The following is a 17,478-nucleotide window of genomic DNA, read 5'->3' on the forward strand; positions in this document are numbered from 1 at the left end:
GCGGTTCACGCCCTGGTGCCGTTTCAGGCGCTGAACTCGTGGATCGTCGTCGTCCGGTAGGTCTGCCCGGGCCGCAGCACGGTCGACGGGAAGTTCGCGTGGTTCGGCGAGTCCGGGAAGTGCTGGGTCTCCAGGCACAGGGCGTCACCCTGGCGGTAGGTGTGGCCGCCGGTGCCGGTGAGGGTGCCGTCGAGGAAGTTGCCGGAGTAGAACTGCAGGCCGGGCTGGTCGGTGGCGATCTTCAGGGTGCGGCCGGAGCGCGGGTCGCGCAGGGTGACCACATGTTCCGGGCGCGCCGTGATGCCCTTGTCCAGGACCCAGTTGTGGTCGTAGCCCTTGGCCTGCACCTGCTGGACGTGCCCGGCGCGGATGTCCCGGCCGATCGGCTTGGCGTGGCGGAAATCGAACGGGGTGCCCGCGACCTTCGCCAGCTCGCCGGTCGGGATCAGGCCCGAGTCGGTGGGGGTGTAGCGGGAGGCGGCGATCTGGAGTTCGTGGTCCTCGATCGTGCCGCTGCCCTCGCCGGCCAGGTTCCAGTAGACGTGGCTGGTGAGGTTGACGATGGTCGCCTTGTCCGTGGTGGCCTCGTAGTCGATGCGCCACTCACCGTGCCGGGTGAGGGTGTACGTCACCTTCGCCTTGAGCGTGCCCGGGTAGCCCATCTCGCCGTCGACGCTGGTGTAGTGCAGGTGGAGGCCGACCTCGGATCCCGCGGCGAACGGCTCGACGTCCCACACGTGCTTGTCGAAGCCCTGCGTGCCGCCGTGGAGGCTGTTCACGCCGTCGTTGACGGAGAGCTGGTAGCTCTTGCCGTCGAGCGTGAACTGGCCCTTGCCGATGCGGTTGCCGTACCGCCCGATCAGGGCGCCGAAGTACGGGCTCTTGGCGACGTAGTCGGCGATGTCGTCGAAGCCCGCGACGATGTTGGCGTAGTGGCCGCGGCGGTCGGGGACCTGAAGGGTCTGGACGATGCCGCCGTAGTTCAGGACCTTCAGCCGCGTGCCGCCGTTCTCCAGCGACCAGCGGTAGATCTTCGTGCCGTCGGCGAGCGTGCCGAACAGTTCCTTCACCGGCTTGCGGCCCCCTGACGAAGCGGACGCGGCCTGGGCGCTGCCCGAGCCGAGGGTGGTGGCGGCGATGCCCGCCGCTGCTGCTCCCGCGATGACCGTGCGTCTGTTCAGTTCCATGGATGCGGCTCCCGAAAGAGGAGGGGCCCCGCCGCGAGCGGCGGGGCCCGATCTGACTTACGAACCGGACTTGCGCTTGTTCCACACGTCGAACCCGACCGCCACCAGCAGGGCGAGGCCCTTGATGACCTGCTGCCAGTCGGTGCCGACGCTGAGGAGGTTCATGCCGTTGTTCAGCACGCCGAGGACGAGACCGCCGATGATGGCGCCGAGGACGGTGCCGACACCGCCGCTCATGGAGGCGCCGCCGATGAACGACGAGGCGATCGCCTCGAGTTCGAAGTTGACGCCCGCCTTCGGCGAGGCCGCGTTCAGCCGGGCGGCGACCACCAGACCCGCCAGGGCCGCGAGCACGCCCATGTTCAGGAAGACGTAGAAGGTGACCTTCTTGTCCTTCACGCCGGACAGCTTGGCGGCCGGCAGGTTGCCGCCGATGGCGTAGATGTGGCGGCCGAAGACCGCGTTGCGCATGACGTAGCCGTACCCGACGACCAGCACGCCCAGGATGATCAGCACGATCGGGGCGCCCTTGTAGCTGGCGAGCAGCAGGGTGAGGACGAGGATCGCCGCCACCAGGGCCGTCAGCTTGAGCAGGAACAGCCGGGTCGGCACGACGTCCAGGGAGAACTCCTGCTGGCGGCGGCGGTCGCGGAACTCCTGCCAGACCACGGCCGCGATCAGCACGAGGCCGAGCAGGAGCGTGAGGTTGTGGTAGTTGGTGTTCGGGCCGACCTCGGGCAGGAAGCCGTTGCCGATCTTCTGCAGGCCGTTGGGGAAGGGGCCGAGGGTCTGGCCCTTGAGGAGGATCTCGGTCAGGCCGCGGAAGAGGAGCATCCCGGCGAGGGTGACGATGAAGGACGGTATGCCGAGATAGGCGATCAGGAAGCCCTGGATCGAGCCGGCCGCCGCGCCCACCAGCAGGCACAGCACCAGCGCGACCGGCCAGGAAACGCCGTGCTGGACGGTCAGTACGGCCGCGAAGGCGCCGACGAACGCGGTCAGCGACCCGACCGAAAGATCGATGTGCCCGGCGATGATCACCAGCATCATGCCGATCGCGAGGATCAGGATGTAGCTGTTCTGCAGCACCAGGTTGGAGACGTTGCGCGGCAGCAGCAGGTCGCCGCCGGTCCAGATCTGGAACAGGACGACGATCAGACCGAGCGCGATCAGCATGCCGTACTGCCGCATGTTGCGGCGCAGACCGCCGAGCACCAGCTGCAGCAGGCCCTCGCCGGCGGTCGATCCGCCCTTGCCCGGCGGTGCCGCGGCCGGGCTCTTGTCGGTGACGTCCGTGCTCATCGCGTTACCTCTTTGTCCTTCGTCATATGGCGCATCAGCACTTCCTGCGTGGCCTCGGCCCGCGGCACCTCACCGGTCAGCCGTCCCGCGGCCATCGTGTAGATGCGGTCGCACATGCCGAGCAGTTCGGGCAGCTCGGAGGAGATGAAGACGACCGCCTTGCCCTGGGCGGCGAGCCGGTCGATGACCGTGTAGATCTCGTACTTGGCGCCCACGTCGATGCCGCGGGTCGGCTCGTCCAGGATCAGCACGTCGGGCCCGGCGAAGATCCACTTGCTGAGGACGACCTTCTGCTGGTTGCCGCCGGACAGCTTGCCCACCGGCTCGAAGACCGTCGGCGCCTTGATGTTCATGGACTTCCTGAAGCCCTCGGCGACCTGCCGCTCCTCGTGCTCGTCCACCACACCGCGCCTGGTCACCTTGTCGAGCGCGGTCAGCGAGATGTTGCGGTTGATGGTGTCGATGAGGTTCAGGCCGTAGTGCTTGCGGTCCTCGGTGACGTAGGCGATGCCGTGCCGGACCGCCTCGGCGACGGTCTTGGTACGGATCTCCCTGCCGTCCTTGAGGACCGTGCCGCCCGCATACCGGCCGTACGTCCGGCCGAAGACGCTCATCGCGAGTTCGGTGCGGCCGGCGCCCATCAGGCCCGCGACGCCGACGATCTCCCCGCGGCGCACCTCGATCGACACGTCGTCGACCACCTTGCGCTGCTGGTCGATGGGGTGGTGCACGGTCCAGTTGCGGATCTCCAGAGCGGGTGCCGCGCCCTCCTCCGGCTGGTGCGGTGTCCGTTCGGGGAAGCGGTGGTCGAGGTCGCGGCCGACCATGCCGGCGATGATCCGCTCCTCGGTGGTCTCCGGCGCCTTCACATCGAGGGTCTCGATGGACCGGCCGTCCCGGATGATCGTCACCGAGTCGGCGACCTTGCGGATCTCGTTGAGCTTGTGGGAGATGATGATCGAGGTGATGCCCTGGTTCTTCAACTCCAGGATGAGATCGAGGAGTTTGCCGCTGTCCTCGTCGTTCAGGGCCGCCGTCGGCTCGTCCAGGATGAGCAGTTTCACCTGCTTGGACAGCGCCTTGGCGATCTCCACGAGCTGCTGCTTGCCCACGCCGATGTCGGCGACGCGGGTCTCCGGGTGCTCGTGCAGTCCCACCCGGCGCAGCAACTCGGTGGCGTGGCGCAGGGTCTCGCGCCAGTTGATGAGCCCGCGCGTGGCGTGCTCGTTGCCGAGGAAGAGGTTCTCCGCGATGGACAGGTGCGGCACCAGGGCCAGTTCCTGGTGGATGATGACGATGCCGCGCTGCTCGCTCGCCCGGATGTCGCGGAACTGGCAGATCTCCCCCTCGAAGAGGATGTCCCCCTCGTAGCTGCCGTGGGGGTGGACGCCGGAGAGCACCTTCATCAGGGTGGACTTTCCGGCGCCGTTCTCCCCGCAGATGGCGTGGACCTCGCCCTGCCGGACGGTCAGGGTGACGTCCGAGAGCGCCTTGACACCGGGAAAGGTCTTGACGATCGAGCGCATTTCCAGGACGGGTCCCGCCATGGTCGTGCCTTCCAATCCGTAGGAATCAGGAGGGATTCGGGGCGGGTTACTTCAGCTCGGACGCGGTGTAGTAGCCGCCGTCGACCAGGACCTGCTGGTAGTTGGTCTTGTCGACGCTGACCGGCTGCAGCAGGTAGGCCGGGACGACCTTGCTGCCGTTGTCGTACGTCTTGGTGTCGTTGACCTGCGGCTTCTTGCCCTTCAGGGCGTCGTCGACCATGGTGGAGGCGACCTTGGCGAGCTGCCGGGTGTCCTTGTAGACGGTCTGCGTCTGCTGACCGGCGATGATCGACTTCACCGAGGCCAGCTCGGCGTCCTGACCGGTGATCACCGGCAGCGGGTTGCTGCCCGAGCCGTAGCCGTCGGACTTCAGCGCGGACAGGATGCCGATGGAGATGCCGTCGTACGGCGAGAGCACCGCGTCGACCCGGCCGCTCTTGTAGGCGGAGGTGAGGATGTCCTCCATGCGCTTCTGCGCGGTGGTGCCGTCCCAGCGCAGGGTGGTGACCTGGTTGAGCTTGGTCTGCCCGGACTTGACGACCAGCTGCTTCTTGTCGATGTACGGCTGCAGCACCTTCATCGCGCCGCCGAAGAAGTACTTGGTGTTGTTGTCGTCGTTGGAGCCGGCGAACAGCTCGATGTTGAACGGGCCCTTCTTGCCGCTGTCCAGGCCGAGCTTGTGCACGATGTAGGTGCCCTGCAGGACGCCGACCTTCTCGTTGTCGAAGGAGGCGTAGTAGTCGACGTTGGGCGTGCCGAGGATCAGCCGGTCGTAGGCGATGACCGGGATGTTCGCGTCCTTGGCCTCCTGGAGCACGTTGTTCAGCGACTTGTTGTCGATCGCCGCGATGATCAGGCCCTTCACGCCCTGCGTGATGAGGTTCTCGATCTGCGAGACCTGGGTGTCGGGGTCGTCCTCGCCGTAGACCAGCTTGGTCTTGTAGCCCTTGGCCTGGAGGTTCTTGACGACGTTGTTGCCGTCGGCGATCCAGCGCTCGGAGGACTTGGTCGGCATGGCGATGCCGATGGTGGCGCCCTTGACGTCGCCCGTCTTCTCCTTGCTGCCGCCCGAGCTGCTCTGCCCGCAGGCGGTCAGGGTCAGGGCGAGCGAGGCGGCTCCGGCTATGGCGGTGAGTGCGGCTCTGCGGTTGCGCATGGTGATCCGTCCTTGTTCGTCTCGTCGTTGAGCGGGGTCACGTGTTGCTGGGGAAGCGGTTCAGCGGTCCGGGCAGCCGCGAGCCGAGCGGCGCCATGTCGCCGTCCGCGCCGTGCCGGGCGAGCAGGTCCAGGGCGAGCCGGCCGCGCCGCACCCGCTCCCGGGCGGTGTCCAGGGTCACGTCCCTGAGGTGGGTGCCCCACGGGTAGATGCCGGGCGCCTTGGACAGACCGAACTTCAGATAGAGCGGGGCGCCGCGCCGGATCAGCTCGGCGACCTCGTACATCCGCACATAGCCGCCCAGGTCGTCGGGGGCCTCGATGTACATGTCCATCGGTGCGGCGGAGACCCGGCGGATCTCGGTGAGGTGGTCCAGCGTCAGATCGCTGGGCACGTTGACGGAGTCGGCGCCGAGCCGCTCGAAGACGGCGTACGAAGCCGGGTTGACGGGGCCGACGAGCGCGGAGACCTTCAGCGTGGTGTCGGCCGGGATGATGCCCTTCTCCCGCGCCCGGTGCAGGGTCCACAGCACGCCCTCGTCGGCGACCAGCAGGCACTTGACGCCCAGCTCGGTGGCCCGTACGGCGTCCTCGACGCAGCCGGCGACGGCGTCGTGGCCCCGGGCGCGCAGTCCGGCCCCCCGCGAGTCGGAGCGCACCGAGCCACCGATGTCCCAGGTGCCGCGCGGACCGGTGAACAGGCAGAGTTCGATGTCGCGTGCGGCGGTGGCCTCGACCATCTCGGTGATCTCGGCGTCGGTGAGCATCCACACGCCGCTGCCCTGGCTGATCCGGTGGATCGGCACATCCAGGCGCGAGGACTCCTTCAGGACGACCGCCAGCGCTTCGGGACCCTCGCACGAGGGGATCTCGGTGCGCCAGCGGCCGCCGCCCGGGAAGCTGTGCGCGGAGGCGTCGGCGGGATCGAGGGCGGGCGCGCCCAGGCCGAGGGCGGTGAGTGCCTGCTCACCGGGTCGGCGGGCCGCCGTGGCGGAAGCGTCGGTCGTCACAAGCTGTCCTTCTTGTTCGGTATTTCGGACGAGGTTCGCGGCTCGGAGCGGACCACGGCCCGGGTGGTGCTGCGAAAAAAACGGCCGTGGTGGTACGCCGGTCAGGGCGCCGTCAGGTCACGCCCTGACCGGCGTACGTCATCAGGGGCGGAGCAGCACCTTGCCCACCTTGGGATCGCCGGCCCCCACCAGCTCGATGGCCTGGGCGAACTCGGTCAGCGGCAGCTCGTGCGTGACCAGCGGCAGCGGGTCGAGCAGCCCGGCGCCGAACACCCGCACGGTGTGCGCCCAGGCGTCCGGCGGCGCTCCGAAGACGGTGTGCACCTCCAGCTGACGTACGACGAGATCGGTCGGGTCGAGCCCGTCCGCGCCCGGCGCCGGGATCCCGGTCAGGACCAGCCGTCCGCCGCGCCGGAGCAGCGAGGCGGCGGTGCGCGCGGCCGACGCGGACCCGGCGGTCTCGATCACCACGTCGAAGCCGGCCGGGAGCTCCTGGTCCTTCAGCCGGAAGCCGGTCGCGCCGAACTGCCGCGACAGCGCCTCCCGGTCGTTCCTGGTCCCCACGACGAGCAGCTCCGCCGGCGAGACCGCGTTCAGGAACTGCACGGCGAACATCCCGAGCGTGCCCGTGCCGACCACCGCGACCCGCTCGCCCGGCAGTGCGTTCGCCTTGATCGCGGCGGCCGCGATACAGGCGGCCGGCTCCAGCAGGGCGGCGGCGGTGAGGTCGGCGTCGTCCGGAAGGACGTGCAGCAGCCGGGCCGGGAGGGTCAGCGTGCCGGCCATGGCGCCCGGCTGGGTGAACCCGGTCTCCTCGTAGCCGTGGGTGCACAGGGTGGTCTCGCCGGCGTGGCAGCGGTCGCAGACCTGGCAGTTGCGAAAGCCCTCGCCGACCACCTTGCGCCCGACGAGTCCCGCCGGCACCCCGGCACCCACCTCGGAGACCGTCCCCGACCACTCGTGCCCGGGGGTGAGCGGGTAACGGACGTATCCCTCGGGCCGGTTGCCCTGGTACACCTCGCGGTCGCTGCCGCAGATGCCGACCGCGTGCACGGCCACCAGCGCCTCGCCGGGACCGGGCTCGCGCGGCGCGTGCTCCTCGACCCGGTGCGTGCCCGGCGCCTCGACGACGACCTGCGCGCTCACTTCGCCCCCTTCGGCTTGCGCTGCTCCCAGCCCTCGGCCCACAGGTCGAACCGGGCCTGCTGCTGCGGGAATTCGGCGGCGGCGTCGACGTCCAGCTCCACGCCCAGACCAGGTGCGTCGGACAGGTGGAAGTACCCGTCCACGACTTGCGGGGCCCCCTTGACCACCTTCTTGATCTCCGCGTCCGCGAAGTCGTTGAAGTGCTCGAGGATCTTGAAGTTCGGCGAGGTGAAACCGACCTGGAGGGAGGCGGCGGTGAGCACGGACCCGCCCACGTTGTGCGGGGCGACCAGCATGTAGTGCGTCTCGGCGGTGGCGGCGAGCTTGCGGGTCTCCCAGATGCCGCCGATGTGGCCGACGTCGGGCTGGATGATGTCCACGGCCTGGCTGTCGAACAGCTCGCGGAACTCGATCCGGTCGTGGATCCGCTCACCGGTGGCGACCGGGATGTCCACCTTGGCCGCGACCTTCTCCAGCGCCTTCAGGTTCTCCGGCGGGACCGGCTCCTCCAGCCAGGCCGGGCGATACGGCGCCAGCTCCCTGGCCAGCCGGACGGCGGTGGCGGGGGAGAAGCGGCCGTGCATCTCCAGCATCAGCTCGGCCTCCGGGCCGATCGCGTCCCGCACGGCCTCGATCAGGGAGACGGCGTACAGGGTCTCCTGGTGGTCCAGCTCGAAGTGCCCGGTGCCGAACGGGTCGATCTTCAGCGCCTTGTAGCCGCGCTCCATCACTCCCTGGGCGGCCTTGTGGTACGCCTCGGGCGTTCGCTCGGTCGTGTACCACCCGTTGGCGTACGCCTTGACCCTGTCCGTCACCTTGCCGCCGAGCAGCTGCCACACCGGCACGCCCAGCGCCTTGCCCTTGATGTCCCAGCAGGCCATCTCGACGACCGCGATGCCGGACATGACGATCTCACCCGCACGGCCGTAGTCGCCGTACTTCATCCGGCGGACGAGGTCCTCGACCGCGAACGGATCCGAGCCGAGAATGTGATTGGCCTGGGCCTCCCGCAAATAGCCGATCAGCGCGTCCGTGTGACCGAGCATCCGGGTCTCGCCGACTCCCGTGATCCCCTCGTCGGTGTGCACCTGGACGTAGGTCAGGTTGCGCCACGGCGTGCCGACCACGTGTGTGCTGATTCCGGTGATGCGCACGGCAGTTGCCCCTCAGCTGTTCGAGATTTCGTCACGCGTTCGAAATGCTGGCGTGACAGTAAGGACGTGGCGGTGGGGGTGTCAATGGGTCGAACAGGTAACGGTTTCGACAAGCCTTTCGAGAATTCTTTCGCTTTCTACGAAACCTTCACAGGGGCGCCTAGGAACGTGACCGACGGGGAATCTAGTCTTCCGGCGTCATGGACTACTGCCACCCGTGCCAACGGCACCTCAACGGCGCCCTGGCCTGCCCCGGGTGCGGAACTCCGGCACGCGCCGCCGCAGCGGAGGCGCCGGCCGAGTACGCGCGCGCGGGCACGGGTGGGACACCGGGGTACGGCGTCCCCCAGCAGCATGGGTCTCAGGAGTACGGGTCTCAGGAGTACGGGTCCCAGCAGTACGGGGCGCCGGAGTACCGCATCCCCCAGCAGTACCAGCCGGCCGGTCCGGAGCGGGTGGCGTGGGCGGAGCAGCGGGAGCCGGGCCGGGACTGGGAGGCCGAGTCCGACGCCGAGGCCGCAGCCGACAGTGACCCCGAGCCCGATTCCTCGGACGAGCCCGACTCCGACTCCGAGCCCGACTCCGAGCCCGGTGGCCGGGCCGCCCGGCGCCGGGCGCGTGGCACCACGGCCGGCCCCGCCGAGGCCGACGCCAGCCGCCGCGACCGCAAGGCCGCCGCGCACCGGCGCCGGCGCCGCCGTACCGTGCTGATCACCGCGGGGTTCGTGCTGGCCGCGGGCAGCCTCGGCCTCGCCGAACTCGGCACGGACGCGCCCTTCTCGCCCTTCTCCAGCGGACAGCCGGACACCGCCCTGGACGCCGCGGCCGACGGCGGCACGTCCTCCGCGTCCCCCGGCGCCACGGCCGACCCGGCCTCCGACACCTCCGGCGCGGCCCCGGGTGCGGCCGGCTCCGCCTCCCCGGACGCCTCCGCGTCCGCCTCCAAGTCCCCGAAGGACAAGGCCTCCAAGTCGCCCGACGCCAAGGACACGGGCAAGGCGTCGCAGACCGCAGCGCCGGGCGCCGGCACCACCCCCCGGGCCCCGGCGCCCACCGCCACCTCCCGGCCCGCCTCCACCCCCACCAGCGCCCCGACGACGTCGGCTCCGTCCCCGACCCCCTCGCCCACCAAGACCTGCACCCGTTTCCTGTGGTGGTGCACCTGAGCGGCGCCCCGCACCGCGCGCCACCCCCGCGCCATCCGCCATCCGGGGCAGTGGTCACACCTCCGGGCGCTCGCGGCGGTTGAGTCGAACGGGTACATCGCGCCGTACCGGTCTCGGGAACGCCCCCAGCGGGAACGGGTGTTGTGCCGAGAGGGAGCAGCGAGCAGCGGCTCGGTTGAGGAGAGCGGATGACGCAGCAGATCACCGTCCAGGGCACGGTCGCCGAGGGGTTCGAGGCGGTGCGTGCGGAGTTCGCCGCGTTCGCCGCCGGGGAACGGGCCGACTACGAGGGCCAGTTGTGCGCGTATCTGCGCGGAAGGCGGGTCGTCGACCTGTGGGCGGGCGCGGAGGCGGACTCGCTGTACGGCGTGTTCTCGTCCACCAAGGGCGCCGCCCATCTGGTGGTCGCGCTCCTGGTGCAGGACGGCACGCTGGAGCTGGACCGCAAAGTGACCTACTACTGGCCCGAGTTCGGCGCCGAGGGCAAGGGCTCCGTCACCCTGAGAGACCTGCTGGCGCACCGGGCGGGCCTGGTCGGGATCGATGCCGGGTTCTCCGCCGATGAGCTGGCCGACGACCGGGCGATGGCCGAACGGCTCGCGGACCAGAAGCCGTTCTGGCGCCCGGGGACGGCGTTCGGCTACCACGCGCTGGTGATCGGGGCGCTCACCGGAGAGGTGGTCCGCCGGGCCACGGGCCGCACGCTCCAGGAGGTCTACGAGGAGCGGGTGCGCGCCCCGTACGGGACGGACTTCTTCCTCGGCCTGCCCGAGTCCCAGGAGCCCCGCTTCCGCCCGGTGCAGCCGATGCTCCCGACGCCCGAGCAGCAGGCCCTGCTGGAGGCCCAGCCGGCCGGTCCGCACACCCTGACCTCGCTCGCCTTCAACACGCATGTCCCGGAGCCGGGCACCCTGACCGAGTACGCCAACTCCCGCCTCGTACGGGCCAAGGGACCGGCGTCGGCGGGCGGCGTCGCCTCCGCGCGCGGGCTCGCCACGATGTACGCGGCGGCGATCAGCGAGCTGGACGACCGGCCGCCGCTGCTGAAGCCGGACACAGTCGCCGAGGTGGGCCAGATCCACTCCGTGGGCTACGACCTGGTGGCCCGCGCCCACAAATCGTTCGGCCTCGGCTTCCAGGCCACCGCCGACATGTGGCACCCGGTCCTGGGCGCCGGCGCCTTCGGCCACAGCGGCGCGGGCGGCTCCCAGGCCTTCGCCGACCCGCGCAGTGGCCTGGCGTACGGCTACACCCGCCGCCGGATGGCGTTTCCGGGCGGGGCGGCACCGGAGAACGACGGGTTGGTCGCGGCGGTACACCGGGCGGCGCTGAAAAGCGTCTGACGGCCGCCGCCCGGAAAGGGGCACCGGTCCGGCAGGAGACCGCACCCCACGTCCAAGGGTGCGGTCCCCGCAGTGCGCAACGACGGGCGTCAGACCAGCGTCACGGTGATGTTCCCCCGAGTCGCCTTCGAGTACGGGCACACCTGGTGAGCCTTCTCGACCAGCTCCCGGGCCACCTCGGCGGACACACCGGGAATGCTCGCCGAGATCTCCACGATGATCCCGAACCCGTCCTCGTTCTTGCCGATGCCGACCTTCGCGGTGACGGTCGACCCGGAGACATCGGCGCCCTCCTGCCGGGCGACGACCCCCAGCGCGCCCTGGAAGCAAGCGGAGTACCCCGCGGCGAACAACTGCTCCGGGTTCGTGCCGGCGCCGCTGCCACCCATCTCCTTGGGCGGGTTGACGACGACGTCGAGTCGGCCGTCGTCCGTGGCGACCCGGCCGTCCCGCCCGTTCTCGGCGGTGGCGACGGCGGTGTACAGGACGTCGGACTGGGTGATGGGCATGCGGTTGTCCTCCTCCTCGGTCCGCCACGACTCGCGCCCACGATCGACGGCGGAATTCGGAAAGAAGTTACCGCATTACGGAAACGGTGGGGAAGGTCTGCCCTGAGCCTCAGAGCTTGACGATCATCTTGCCGATGTTGTCGCCGCGCAGCACCCCGAGGAACGCCTCCAGGGTGTTCTCGACGCCCTCGACGACCGTCTCGCGGTACTTCAGCTCGCCCGAGGCGACCCACGGCCCGACCTTCCGGACGAACTCCGGCTGCAGGTCGTAGTGGTCGCCGACCAGGAAGCCCTCGATGCGGCCGCGGGTCTGGATCAGCCGGGCGAGGTTGCGCGGGCCGGGCGCGGGCTCGGTGTTGTTGTAGACCGAGATCATGCCGCAGACGGCGATCCGGCCGCCCTCGCGGAGCGAGCCGATCGCGGCCTCCAGGTGGTCGCCGCCGACGTTGTCGAAGTAGACGTCGATGCCGTCCGGCGCGGCCTCGCGCAGCTGCTCGGCGACCGGCCCCTTCTTGTAGTTGAACGCCGCGTCGAAGCCGTACTCCTCGACCAGCAGCTTGACCTTGTCGTCGGAACCGGCCGAGCCGATGACCCGCGAGGCGCCCAGGAGCTTGGCGAGCTGGCCGACCTGGCTGCCGACGGCGCCCGCCGCGCCGGACACGAAGACGATGTCGCCCTCCTTGAAGGAGGCGGTGCGCAGCAGGCCGGCATAGGCGGTCAGGCCGGTCATGCCGAGGACGCCGAGGTACGTCGACAGGGGCGCGGCCGCGGGGTCGACCTTGACGGCGTTCTTCGCGTCCATGACCGCGTACTCGCGCCAGCCGAAGAAGTGCAGGACGTGGTCGCCGGTCGCGATCCCCTCGGCGTTGGAGGCGATCACCTCGCCGACCGCGCCGCCCTGCATGACCTTGCCCAGCTCGTAGGGGGCGGCGTACGACTTCGCGGCACTCATTCGGCCGCGCATGTACGGGTCCACGGAGAGGTACTTGTTCCGCACCAGCACCTGGCCCTCGCCAGGGGTCGGGACGGGGGTCTCGACGAGGGCGAAGTCCTCGGGCTTCGGCCAGCCGACGGGACGGCTGATCAGGTGCCACTCACGGTTGGTCATGACAGGGCCTTTCTCAAATACTTCAGAACCTGAAACAACGATGCTCCTGAATATTTCAGGATGTCAAGTAACCGGGTATCCTCAAGACCATGTCCACCCCATCGAAGCCCCGCCGCCCCGACGCCCTGACCATGGAGGTCGTCGAACTGATCGGTGACGTCGTCGCCCGCTTCTACGCGGACTACGAGAAGGCGGCGGGCGAGCACACGCTGACCGGACCGCAGGCCCGGCTGCTCAGCCTGCTCGCGCTGGAGCCGCTGCCCATGCGCAAGCTGGCGCACAAGCTCAAGTGCGAGCCGTCCAACGTGACCGGGATAGTGGACCGCCTGGAGTCCCGGGGGCTGGTCGAGCGCCGCCCGGACCCCGCCGACCGGCGCGTGAAGCTGGCCGCCGCCACGGACGAGGGCGTGTGCACGGCCAAGGACCTGCGCGAGGGCCTCCGCTTCGCCCGCGAGCCCCTCGCCGGACTGTCGGAGGAGGAACGCCGCTCCCTGCGCGACCTGCTGCGCCGGATGCTGGACGCCTGAGAAGGCGGATACCGGCCGCCGGAGAGTCGGTAAAGTCTCCGCCATGCGCGATCTTGGGGTGGGGTTCGGTTATCTGCTGAAGGGCCAGCGCTGGATGACCCGGCACGGCCGGAGCTACGGCTTCGGGCTGCTGCCCGGGCTGATCACCCTGGTCCTCTACGCGGCGGCGCTGGTCGCGCTCGCGGTGTGGGGCGAGGACGCGGTGACCTGGGCGACGCCGTTCGCGGACCACTGGTCCAGCCCTTGGCAGGGCCTGTTCCGGGGCTTTCTGACGGCCGTGCTCTTCGCCCTCGGGCTGCTGCTCGCCGTGCTGACGTTCACGGCCGTCACCCTGCTGATCGGCCAGCCCTTCTACGAGAACCTGTCGGAGAAGGTCGACGCCGAAGCCTCGCCCGACGGCACCGCCCCGCGGTCGGACCTGCCGCTGTGGCGCGAGCTGTGGATCTCGGCCCGGGACAGCCTGCGCGTCCTGGTGCGGGCCGCGCTGTGGGGCGTGCTGCTCTTCGCCCTCGGCTTCCTGCCGTTCGTCGGCCAGACCGCGGTCCCCGTGCTGGGCTTCTTCGTCACCGGCTTCTTCCTCACCGAGGAACTCGCCGCCGTCGCCCTCCAGCGCCGGGGCGTCGAACTGCGCGCCCGGCTCGCCCTGCTCCGCTCCCGCAAGACCCTGGTCTGGGGCTTCGGCACGCCCCTCGGCCTGGCCTTCCTGGTCCCGTTCGTCGCGGTGTTCCTGATGCCGGGCGCGGTCGCGGGCGCCACGCTCCTCGCCCGCGACCTGCTGGGCGAGGAGACCGCGGACGACTTTGCTCCCGATGCTCCCGACGCCCCCGGTCCCGCCGGCGGGCGGCCCGATACGGAGGACGTCAGCCCGTGACCCAGATACTCGCCGTCGCCGTCATCACGGTCCTCGCCGTGATCGCCCCCGGTGCCGACTTCGCCATGATCGTCCGCAACAGCTATCTGTACGGCCGCCGCACCGGTCTGCTCGCCGCCGCGGGCGTCGCCGCCGGCGTCCTGGTCCACGTCACCTACACCCTGCTCGGCGTCGGCCTGCTGATCGCCTCCTCCACCGCCCTGTTCACGGTGATCAAGCTGATCGGCGCGGCCTACCTCGTGTACGTCGGCATCCGCACCTACCGCACCCGCGGCGAGCTGAAGATCGACCTGGAGGACCGCCGCGAGCTGACCCCGTTCGCCGCGCTGCGCACCGGCTTCCTCACCAACGTCCTCAACCCGAAGACGACCCTCTTCGTCGTCTCCACCTTCGCCCAGGTCGTCAGCCCCGCCACCCCGCTGTACCAGCAGGTCGGCTACGGCCTGTTCATGTCGCTCGCCCACCTGCTGTGGTTCGGCGTGGTCGCCACGTTCTTCTCGCAGGCCAGGATGCGGGCCCTGATGCTGCGCGGCCAGAAGATCCTCAACAAGGTCATCGGCTCGGTCCTGGCCGGCCTCGGCGTCAGCCTGGCGCTCGCGCCGTCGCACTGAGCGTCGCCGCCGGGGTCCGGCTCAGCACGGGATCCGCTCCGCCGCCTCCCGCAGCGCCGTGACGAAGGCCCGCGCCGCCGTCGTCGGCGAGTGTCCGCGGACCGTCGCCGCGTACACCGCGCGCGGCGGGGCGTCCTCGGCGTGCACCGGCAGCAGGGCGACGTCCGGCCGTACGGACGCGGCGGCCAGCGCCGGGACCAGGGTCACCCCGAGGCCGGCGGCGACGTACCCCTGCTTGGCGGTCCACTCGGCGACGACGTGCGCGACGCGCGGCCGGAAACCCAGCCGCACGGCCGCGTCGAGGAGGGTGCCCTCGGGCCGGGAACTGCCGGCGATCCAGTCGGCGTCGGCGAGCCGGGCCAGCCGCAGCGGCCCCTCGGCCCGGGCGAGCGGATGTCCGGCGGGCACGGCGACGTACAGGGTCTCGTCGAGGAGATGGTGCAGCTCGTACGCCTCCAGCGGGGCGCGGCCCGTCGTCGAGACGACGGCGAGGTCGAGACGGCCCGCCGTCAGCCGGTCCAGCAGGGCGGGGGAGAGGCCCTCCTCGCGCGCGACGCGGACGCGGGGGTGACGGGCGTGGAAGGCGGCCAGCGCGTGCGGGACGAGCGCCGCGTCGGCGGTGGCGAACGCGCCGAACCGCAGCCGCCCGCCCGCCGCCGCCCGCAGTTCGGCCAGGTCGCGCGCCGCGCCGCGCAGCGACTCGGACACGGCCTCGGCGTACGGCACCAGGGTCCGGCCGGCCTCGGTGAGCCGCACGCCCCGCGGCAGCCGGTCGAAGAGCGGGCCGCCGCCGAGGGCCGACTCCAGCGAGGAGATCTGCCGGGACACCGCGGACTGGGTCCAGCCCAGCGTCCGCGCGGCCACGGTGAACGAGCCGTGCCGGGCGACCTCCAGGAACACCCGCAGCCAGACGGTGGACAGGTCGGGAAGCTCCAGCTCGACATGCGAAGTTGGCATGGCAGCGATGCTAGACATTCGCTTGTCGCACCGCACGGCCGGTCCTAGCGTCGACGGCATGGAGAAGATCGCCTTTCTGGGGCTGGGCCACATGGGCGCCCCGATGGCCCGCCGACTGCTCGCGGCCGGTCATCCGCTCAGCGTCTGGAACCGCACCCCGGCCCGCGCCGAGCCGCTCGTCGCCGACGGGGCCGGGCGCGCCGGGTCACCGGCCCAGGCGGTGCGGGACGCCGACGTCGTGATCACCATGCTCGCCGGACCGGACGCGCTCATCGCCGTGGCCGAAGCCGTCGCGCCGGAGCTGCGGCCGGGTACGGCCTGGGTCGAGATGTCCACCGTCGGGCCGGACGCCGTACGGGAACTGGCCGGCCGGCTGGGGGACGGGGTCACCCTCGTCGACGCGCCGGTCATGGGCAGCACCGACCGGGCCGCCGAGGGCACGCTCGGCATCCTCGCGGGCGGGGACACGGCCGCGGTCGAGCACGTCCTCGCGCACCTCGGCACGGTCACCCGCACCGGCCCGCTCGGCTCGGGGGCGTCCCTCAAGCTCGTCGTCAACACGGCGGTGATCGGCGGTGTCGGCCTCGTCGCCGAGGCGCTGCGGCTCGCCGCCGCGCTGGGGCTGGACGGCGACACCGCCCGTGCGGCGCTGAAGGCGGGGCCGCTCGGCGGCGCGGTCGACCGCGCCTTCGCCGACGGGGCGCTCTTCGCGACCCACCTCGCCGTGAAGGACCTGCGGATCGCCATGGCCGCCGCCGAACTGCCCGTGGCCGCAGCGGTGTCGGAGCAGTTCCGGCAGGCCGCTGCGGACCCCGCACTGGCCCGGGCCGACATCGCCCGAGCCGCCGCCCACCTCATCCGTACCGTCTGAAGGACTCCCCGTGCAGATCACCCTGGGCAACCCCGCCTCCGCACCGCAGCCCCTGAGCCCCTACTACTCCCAGGTGGCCCGGATCGAACACGCCGACGGCAGCGCCCTGTTGTTCCTCTCGGGCCAGATCGCCGAGGGCGCCACCCTGGCCGAGCAGACCCGGGGCGTCTTCGAGACGATCGACGCCCTGCTCAAGGCCCACGGCGCGAGCCTCGCGGACGTCGTCAACATCCGCACGTACCTGACCGACATCGGCAAGCTCGACGAATACGGCACCGTACGACGCCGGTTCCTCACCGGCACCCCGCCGACGAGCATGACCTTCGAAGTACCACGACTGTTCCGCCCGGAGGCCCAGGTGGAGGTGGAGGTCGTGGCGGCCGTACGACCCTACTGAGAGGAACCGCCCTCAGTCCACCGGCTCGCCCAGCAGGCGCAGGAAGTCGCGGAACGCCCCCGGCATGTCCACCGACTCCGGGTCCAGCAGCCACTGGTACTGCAAGCCGTCCATCACCGCGACCAGCAGGGGGGCGGTGCGCTCGGGGGTGAGGCCGTTCGGCAGGCGGTCGCCGTACTCGGTGCGGAGCACCGCCGCCATGGACTCCCGCACCCGCGCGTACCGCTCGGTGAAGTACGAACGCGCCGGATGCCCCTCCGTCACACTCTCGCCGAGCAGCGCCGAGAACGTCTGGATGATCGCCGGCCGCATCGCGTTGTACTCCACCAGCGAGGCGAGCAGATCCACCCGCCACCGCGTGTCCGGCACCGCGTCCCACCGGTCCCGGTCCTGGAGCACGGCCACCAGCAGGGCGTCCTTGGTGGGGAAATAGTGCAGCAGGCCCTGCTGGGTGAGACCGACCCGCTCGGCGACCGCGGCGAGGCTCGCCCCCCGGTAACCGCGCTCGGCGATCACCTCCAGGGCCGCCCCGACGATCTCCGCGCGCCGCTCCTCGCTCCTGACCCTCGCGTTCATGACGTCACCGTACGACATCCCCGCCACTCCAAAGTAACGGC

The 17,478-nt window shown here is 70.7% G+C and carries 18 protein-coding genes; 7 read left to right on the plus strand and 11 right to left on the minus strand.

Annotated features, from left to right (window positions below):
- Nucleotides 1-23 precede the first annotated feature (23 nt).
- The 7 genes from ACIBJF_RS12450 to ACIBJF_RS12480 all read right to left on the minus strand — a co-directional run bounded on the left by ACIBJF_RS12450 (nucleotide 24) and on the right by ACIBJF_RS12480 (nucleotide 8,501).
- On the minus strand, nucleotides 24-1,187 hold the full coding sequence (locus ACIBJF_RS12450) for an aldose epimerase family protein (protein WP_399173656.1): 1,164 nt from the start codon (nucleotides 1,185-1,187) through the stop codon (nucleotides 24-26).
- A 57-nt stretch (nucleotides 1,188-1,244) separates the two neighbouring features.
- The gene (gene mmsB, locus ACIBJF_RS12455) at nucleotides 1,245-2,489 is read right to left on the minus strand and encodes a multiple monosaccharide ABC transporter permease (protein ID WP_351798066.1); all 1,245 of its coding nucleotides are present in this window, start codon (nucleotides 2,487-2,489) and stop codon (nucleotides 1,245-1,247) included.
- Nucleotides 2,486-4,036 (minus strand): multiple monosaccharide ABC transporter ATP-binding protein, encoded by a 1,551-nt coding sequence (gene mmsA / locus ACIBJF_RS12460; RefSeq protein WP_399173657.1) that lies wholly within the window; start codon nucleotides 4,034-4,036, stop codon nucleotides 2,486-2,488. Before mmsA ends, mmsB begins: the two co-directional genes overlap by 4 nt.
- 46 nt (nucleotides 4,037-4,082) lie before the next feature.
- Nucleotides 4,083-5,192 carry a multiple monosaccharide ABC transporter substrate-binding protein gene (chvE, locus tag ACIBJF_RS12465; RefSeq protein WP_399173658.1) on the minus strand — a complete coding sequence of 370 codons (1,110 nt, stop codon included), beginning with the start codon at nucleotides 5,190-5,192 and terminating at the stop codon, nucleotides 4,083-4,085.
- Between the two features lie 37 nt (nucleotides 5,193-5,229).
- On the minus strand, nucleotides 5,230-6,201 hold the full coding sequence (locus ACIBJF_RS12470) for a hypothetical protein (protein ID WP_399173659.1): 972 nt from the start codon (nucleotides 6,199-6,201) through the stop codon (nucleotides 5,230-5,232).
- 141 nt (nucleotides 6,202-6,342) lie between these two features.
- Nucleotides 6,343-7,347, minus strand: a complete 1,005-nt coding sequence (locus tag ACIBJF_RS12475) for a zinc-binding dehydrogenase (RefSeq protein ID WP_399173661.1) — start codon at nucleotides 7,345-7,347, stop codon at nucleotides 6,343-6,345.
- Nucleotides 7,344-8,501 carry a mandelate racemase/muconate lactonizing enzyme family protein gene (locus tag ACIBJF_RS12480; protein WP_399173662.1) on the minus strand — a complete coding sequence of 386 codons (1,158 nt, stop codon included), beginning with the start codon at nucleotides 8,499-8,501 and terminating at the stop codon, nucleotides 7,344-7,346. Before ACIBJF_RS12480 ends, ACIBJF_RS12475 begins: the two co-directional genes overlap by 4 nt.
- A 200-nt stretch (nucleotides 8,502-8,701) precedes the next feature.
- Here ACIBJF_RS12480 and ACIBJF_RS12485 point away from each other — a divergent pair, with 200 nt between their 5' ends.
- Nucleotides 8,702-9,667, plus strand: coding sequence for a hypothetical protein (locus tag ACIBJF_RS12485; RefSeq protein ID WP_399173663.1), 966 nt, complete (start codon nucleotides 8,702-8,704; stop codon nucleotides 9,665-9,667).
- 188 nt (nucleotides 9,668-9,855) lie between these two features.
- Nucleotides 9,856-11,010 (plus strand): serine hydrolase domain-containing protein, encoded by a 1,155-nt coding sequence (locus tag ACIBJF_RS12490; RefSeq protein WP_399173664.1) that lies wholly within the window; start codon nucleotides 9,856-9,858, stop codon nucleotides 11,008-11,010.
- Between the two features lie 89 nt (nucleotides 11,011-11,099).
- Here the strand turns inward: ACIBJF_RS12490 and ACIBJF_RS12495 are convergent, their stop codons facing one another.
- Both ACIBJF_RS12495 and ACIBJF_RS12500 read right to left on the minus strand, forming a co-directional pair.
- A complete protein-coding gene (locus tag ACIBJF_RS12495) occupies nucleotides 11,100-11,519 on the minus strand; it encodes an organic hydroperoxide resistance protein (RefSeq protein ID WP_399173665.1) in 420 nt (139 codons plus the stop codon).
- 109 nt (nucleotides 11,520-11,628) lie between these two features.
- The gene (locus ACIBJF_RS12500; protein WP_399173666.1) at nucleotides 11,629-12,627 is read right to left on the minus strand and encodes an NADP-dependent oxidoreductase; all 999 of its coding nucleotides are present in this window, start codon (nucleotides 12,625-12,627) and stop codon (nucleotides 11,629-11,631) included.
- An 89-nt stretch (nucleotides 12,628-12,716) separates the two neighbouring features.
- Between ACIBJF_RS12500 and ACIBJF_RS12505 the strand changes: the two genes are divergently transcribed.
- From ACIBJF_RS12505 to ACIBJF_RS12515, 3 genes are read left to right on the plus strand one after another with little or no spacing between them, the layout of a single operon-like run.
- Nucleotides 12,717-13,154, plus strand: a complete 438-nt coding sequence (locus ACIBJF_RS12505; RefSeq protein WP_399173667.1) for a MarR family winged helix-turn-helix transcriptional regulator — start codon at nucleotides 12,717-12,719, stop codon at nucleotides 13,152-13,154.
- A 43-nt stretch (nucleotides 13,155-13,197) separates the two neighbouring features.
- Complete coding sequence (locus ACIBJF_RS12510; RefSeq protein ID WP_399173668.1) at nucleotides 13,198-14,025, plus strand: EI24 domain-containing protein; 828 nt, start codon at nucleotides 13,198-13,200, stop codon at nucleotides 14,023-14,025.
- The gene (locus ACIBJF_RS12515) at nucleotides 14,022-14,636 is read left to right on the plus strand and encodes a LysE family translocator (RefSeq protein WP_399173669.1); all 615 of its coding nucleotides are present in this window, start codon (nucleotides 14,022-14,024) and stop codon (nucleotides 14,634-14,636) included. Before ACIBJF_RS12510 ends, ACIBJF_RS12515 begins: the two co-directional genes overlap by 4 nt.
- 21 nt (nucleotides 14,637-14,657) lie before the next feature.
- On the opposite strand, the gene ACIBJF_RS12520 is transcribed toward ACIBJF_RS12515, so the two are convergent.
- Nucleotides 14,658-15,593: a LysR family transcriptional regulator gene (locus ACIBJF_RS12520; protein ID WP_399173670.1), complete on the minus strand. Its 936-nt coding sequence runs from the start codon at nucleotides 15,591-15,593 to the stop codon at nucleotides 14,658-14,660.
- A gap of 58 nt (nucleotides 15,594-15,651) precedes the next feature.
- Here ACIBJF_RS12520 and ACIBJF_RS12525 point away from each other — a divergent pair, with 58 nt between their 5' ends.
- Complete coding sequence (locus tag ACIBJF_RS12525; protein WP_399173671.1) at nucleotides 15,652-16,464, plus strand: NAD(P)-dependent oxidoreductase; 813 nt, start codon at nucleotides 15,652-15,654, stop codon at nucleotides 16,462-16,464.
- A 10-nt stretch (nucleotides 16,465-16,474) separates the two neighbouring features.
- Entirely contained in the window at nucleotides 16,475-16,861 is a 387-nt protein-coding gene (locus ACIBJF_RS12530; protein WP_399173672.1) for a RidA family protein, read from the plus strand.
- A 12-nt stretch (nucleotides 16,862-16,873) separates the two neighbouring features.
- Here ACIBJF_RS12530 and ACIBJF_RS12535 read toward each other — a convergent pair whose 3' ends face one another.
- Nucleotides 16,874-17,455, minus strand: coding sequence for a TetR/AcrR family transcriptional regulator (locus ACIBJF_RS12535; RefSeq protein ID WP_399173673.1), 582 nt, complete (start codon nucleotides 17,453-17,455; stop codon nucleotides 16,874-16,876).
- Between the last annotated feature and the right edge of the window lie 23 nt (nucleotides 17,456-17,478).

Source organism: Streptomyces sp. NPDC050743 (assembly GCF_044456925.1).
Taxonomy (GTDB): Bacteria; Actinomycetota; Actinomycetes; order Streptomycetales; family Streptomycetaceae; genus Streptomyces.

Bases quoted from the DNA above. Each gene is read 5' to 3' on its own strand.
- ACIBJF_RS12450 (WP_399173656.1), bottom strand. From the start codon at position 1,187: ATGGAACTGAACAGACGCACGGTCATCGCGGGAGCAGCAGCGGCGGGC.
- mmsB (WP_351798066.1), bottom strand. From the start codon at position 2,489: ATGAGCACGGACGTCACCGACAAGAGCCCGGCCGCGGCACCGCCGGGC.
- mmsA (WP_399173657.1), bottom strand. From the start codon at position 4,036: ATGGCGGGACCCGTCCTGGAAATGCGCTCGATCGTCAAGACCTTTCCC.
- chvE (WP_399173658.1), bottom strand. From the start codon at position 5,192: ATGCGCAACCGCAGAGCCGCACTCACCGCCATAGCCGGAGCCGCCTCG.
- ACIBJF_RS12485 (WP_399173663.1), top strand. From the start codon at position 8,702: ATGGACTACTGCCACCCGTGCCAACGGCACCTCAACGGCGCCCTGGCC.
- ACIBJF_RS12490 (WP_399173664.1), top strand. From the start codon at position 9,856: ATGACGCAGCAGATCACCGTCCAGGGCACGGTCGCCGAGGGGTTCGAG.
- ACIBJF_RS12495 (WP_399173665.1), bottom strand. From the start codon at position 11,519: ATGCCCATCACCCAGTCCGACGTCCTGTACACCGCCGTCGCCACCGCC.
- ACIBJF_RS12500 (WP_399173666.1), bottom strand. From the start codon at position 12,627: ATGACCAACCGTGAGTGGCACCTGATCAGCCGTCCCGTCGGCTGGCCG.
- ACIBJF_RS12505 (WP_399173667.1), top strand. From the start codon at position 12,717: ATGTCCACCCCATCGAAGCCCCGCCGCCCCGACGCCCTGACCATGGAG.
- ACIBJF_RS12510 (WP_399173668.1), top strand. From the start codon at position 13,198: ATGCGCGATCTTGGGGTGGGGTTCGGTTATCTGCTGAAGGGCCAGCGC.
- ACIBJF_RS12520 (WP_399173670.1), bottom strand. From the start codon at position 15,593: ATGCCAACTTCGCATGTCGAGCTGGAGCTTCCCGACCTGTCCACCGTC.
- ACIBJF_RS12525 (WP_399173671.1), top strand. From the start codon at position 15,652: ATGGAGAAGATCGCCTTTCTGGGGCTGGGCCACATGGGCGCCCCGATG.
- ACIBJF_RS12535 (WP_399173673.1), bottom strand. From the start codon at position 17,455: ATGTCGTACGGTGACGTCATGAACGCGAGGGTCAGGAGCGAGGAGCGG.